This is a genomic window from Streptomyces synnematoformans, assembly GCF_039531005.1.
GTDB lineage: Bacteria > Actinomycetota > Actinomycetes > Streptomycetales > Streptomycetaceae > Streptomyces > Streptomyces synnematoformans.
On record NZ_BAAAPF010000478.1, the window covers coordinates 1 to 3,574 of the forward strand.

General features: G+C 75.0%; 3 protein-coding genes. 1 reads left to right on the forward strand and 2 read right to left on the reverse strand.

Translation table 11 applies throughout. From position 1 onward, the window contains the following. Positions 1 to 1,088: ATP-binding protein (locus ABD317_RS34690; protein ID WP_344295519.1), on the reverse strand; the 1,088-nt coding region annotated here is incomplete at its 3' end. Between the two features lie 164 nt (positions 1,089 to 1,252). On the opposite strand from ABD317_RS34690, the gene ABD317_RS34695 reads away from it, so the two are divergent. Continuing rightward, positions 1,253 to 1,903 carry a hydrolase gene (locus ABD317_RS34695; protein WP_344295521.1) on the forward strand — a complete coding sequence of 217 codons (651 nt, stop codon included), beginning with the start codon at positions 1,253 to 1,255 and terminating at the stop codon, positions 1,901 to 1,903. A gap of 87 nt (positions 1,904 to 1,990) precedes the next feature. On the opposite strand, the gene ABD317_RS34700 is transcribed toward ABD317_RS34695, so the two are convergent. Then, positions 1,991 to 3,574: TIGR03767 family metallophosphoesterase (locus tag ABD317_RS34700; protein ID WP_344295523.1), on the reverse strand; the 1,584-nt coding region annotated here is incomplete at its 5' end.

A 3,574-nucleotide genomic window follows, 5' to 3' on the forward strand; every position in this document is an offset into this window, starting at 1 on the left:
ACGTCCTCGTCCGGCCCGTCGGCGGCGGCCGCCAGGTGCCAGGCCCGTTCCGCGGTGGCGTCCGGCGGCAGGGCCGCGGCCAGCGCCCGGTGCGCGGCCTGCCGTTCCGGGAAGGGGGCGCCATCGTAGACGGCGGCCGGGATCAGCGGATGCCGGAACTCCAGGCGGTCGCCGGCGGCGTGGAGCAGACCGGAGTTCAGGGCCTCGTCCCAGGCGGACATGTCGACGCCCCAGGCGGCCCCGGCACGGTGCACGACGCGGCGCTCGCCCCGGTCCTCGGCGGCGGCCAGCAGCAGCAACGCCCGCGTCGGCGGCTTGAGGGCCTCGGCCCGCGCGCGGAACGCCCGCCGCAGCCGCGGCCCGACCCGCACCGGTTCCCCGGGCGGCGGGAGACGCGCCTCGCCGGCGGCCCCACGGGTGAGGGTGGGCAGTTCGTGCAGCGCCAGCGGGTTGCCGCCCGCCGTCCGGACCGTGTGCTCGACCAGCGCCTCGTCGGCGTCCGGTACGACGGCGTGGACCAGCCGGCGGGCGTCGTCGTCGGCCAGGCCCGCGACCTCCAGCGCCGGCAGCCCCTCCCACGGACCCGAGGCGGGGTTCTCGTGTCCGGTCAGGAGCACCACGACCGGGTCGGTCCGTACCCGCCGCGCGACGAAGCCCAGGCAGTGCGCGGTCGCCTCGTCGACCCACTGGGCGTCGTCCACCACGACGAGCACCGGCCGCTCCCGGGCCAGGCCGGAGAGCAGCGACAGCACGGCCGCGCCGATGAGGAACCGGTTGGCCGGGTCCAGGCTCATCCCCAGCGCGCCGCGCAGCGCCGCGGCCTGCGCGGCGGGGAGCGTGTCCATCCGGTCCGCCACCGGCCACAGCAGCTCGTGCAGCGCCGCGAACGCGAGCCCCGCCTCTATCCGGGTGCCCCGGCACCGCAGCACCGTGGCGTCGGCCGCCGCCTCGGCGGCGTGGTCGAGGAGGGCGGTCTTGCCGATACCCGGCTCGCCCCACAGCACGAGCCCGGAGCCCGCGCCGTGCGCCGCCCGGTGCAGCAGCCGGTCCAGGGCCGCGGTCTCGGCGCGCCGGCCCACCAGTTCCATGCCCCACCCCGGAAGTCGCGCCTGGCCGCGGGGGTGCGGCCGTTCGGAGTCTACCGCCCGGTCTGCCCGTCGCCGGGCGACCGATTGACCGGCCGATGCGGCGGGGGCGGGCGGGCGCTGACACTCGGTCCCGTCGATCCCTCCACTCCGTTAGGAGATACGCCATGAGCACCGAGAAGTCCGGACTGGACGCGCTGCTGACCCCCGAGGAGAGCGTCCTCGTGCTGATCGACCACCAGCCGTTCCAGTTCGCCAACCTCCACAGCCACGAACCGACGATGGTCGTCAACAACGTCATCGGGCTGGCGAAGACCGCCAAGGCGTTCGGCATCCCGACGATCCTGACCACCGTCGTCGAAGAGCGCGGCGGCTACCTGATCCAGGGGCTGCAGGACGTCTTCCCGGACCAGAAGCCGATCAACCGGACGTTCATCAACACCTGGGAGGACAGCCGCGTGGTGGACGCCGTCCGGGCGACCGGGCGCAAGAAGCTGGTCATCGCCGGCCTGTGGACGGAGATCTGCGTGGCCATGCCGGCACTGCACGCCCTCGACGACGGCTACGCCGTCTACGTCGTGACCGACGCCTCCGGCGGGGTCTCGCCCGAAGCGCACGACATGGCCGTACGGCGCCTGGTCCAGGCGGGCGTGGTGCCGATCACCTGGGGCGCCGTGCAGGGTGAGCTGCAGCGCGACTGGGCCCGGGAGGCGACCATCCCGGCGCTCGTGGACGTCAACGCGCAGCACGGTGGCGGCGGCGGGGTCGCGTACGCCTGGGAGACGCAGCTGCTCAACACCCCCGTCCCCGGCGCATAGCGGCACCGGCGACCGGCACACCGGCCGGGCGCCGGGCCCGGGGCCGGTGCGGCGGGCACCGCCCCCGGGTCGGCGGGGCCGCCGGGGTCACCGGGTGCGCAGCAGCTCCGTGTTGCGGTCCGTCTCCGTGCCCGCGAGGGGGCGGCGGCGCGGGGTGTGGGGCGCGTTGAGCGACAGCTCGCGGTAGAGCGACGCCAGCCCCGTCTGGCCGAGTTCGGCGCCGTCCGTGCGGTACGGGGCCGCCGACTCGATCAGCGTCGTGAACAGCGACAGCGTCCCGTCGCCGTTGTCCGCCAGCTCCACCACCCGCGCCAGCTGCGGGAAGTCCACGTGCGAGGCCGTGGTGACCTCCCAGAACCCGCCGTCGGCGCCGCCGTGCGGGGTGATCTCGTTGCGGTGGCTGTGCCCGTTCACCCACGCGACCACGTTGCGGTGGGCCAGCAGCAGCTCCACCAGCTCCGCGCCCGTGTGCCGCTCGTCGTCCGGCCGGAACGGGTCCGGCGTCATGTTGTCTATCGACTTGCTGGTGTGGTGGCTGAAGACGACGACGTACGAGCTCCGGTGCTCCGTCAGCTTCCGCTCCAGCCAGCGCAGCTGCGCCGTGCCCAGCGAGCCGCGGTAGTCGCCGCCCTGGTCGGTGGTGTCCAGGCTGATGCCGACGACGCCCGGGCCCGTCCCGCTCAGTGCGAAGTCGTAGTACAGCTCGCCGGACTCCCGGTTGGCCTCCGTGTAGCCGTGGCCCACGGGACCCGCCCCGGCGAAGCGCCCCTGCAGGTGCGCGGCCACGTACTCGTGCGCCGTGAACGGCACCCGCCGCTCGTCCGGCGTGACGGTGCGCATCAGGCGCCGCTGCGTCCGCAGCATCTCGGCGAACGCCTCGCCCCGCGGGTCGGTGTGCGACCGCAGGGTGTCGAACAGCGGCCCGGCGATCGACTCCGGCAGCGTCATCAGCTTCCGGTCGCCGACCGCGTACTCCGCGAAGAACGGCTGCCGCGCCGCGTAGCAGCCGCCGGGCAGCAGGTCGTGGTTGCCGACGGTGGAGTACCACGGCAGGTGCAGCCCCGGGCTCGTCACCTCCCGGATCGCCGCCTCCAGATAGCCGTCCACGCGCGGGAAGCCCAGCGCCTTGTCGGCGTCGCGCAGCCGGCTCTGCGGGTGCCAGTAGCGGTCGACGCCGCTGTTCTGCACGCCCTCGTACGCCGCCGGGTCGCCGCTGTTGGGAACGATCCGGCCGCCGCTCATCGCGGTGAGGAACCACTCCAGCTCCAGCGAGCTGTTGTTGTCGGTGTTGTCGCCGGTGGTGACGGCGCAGCCGAGGGCGAGCCCGGTGGCGGGCCCGACGGTCAGCGAGTTGACCCGCTCGATGAGCGCGACCGCGCCCGGCACGCTCAGCGCCTCCTGCGGACGCCAGCCGTTGCCCGCGCGCTCGCGGAAGTACTCCGAGCGCAGCGGTGTCTGCACGTCCACGATGTGCAGGTCGGTGAGCTGCACGAACGCGGTGAGCGGGGTGCGCGTCTCCGCGCGGCGCGGGCCGGCCGGGCCCAGTTCGGTGCGTACGGCACGGGGCCAGCCCGCGCCCTCCGTCAGCCGCCGGTAGCCGCCGCGGCCCACGGCCGCCGCCGTCGTACGGATCGTGGTGCCCGCCGACGACGACGGCGGCGGACGGCCGGG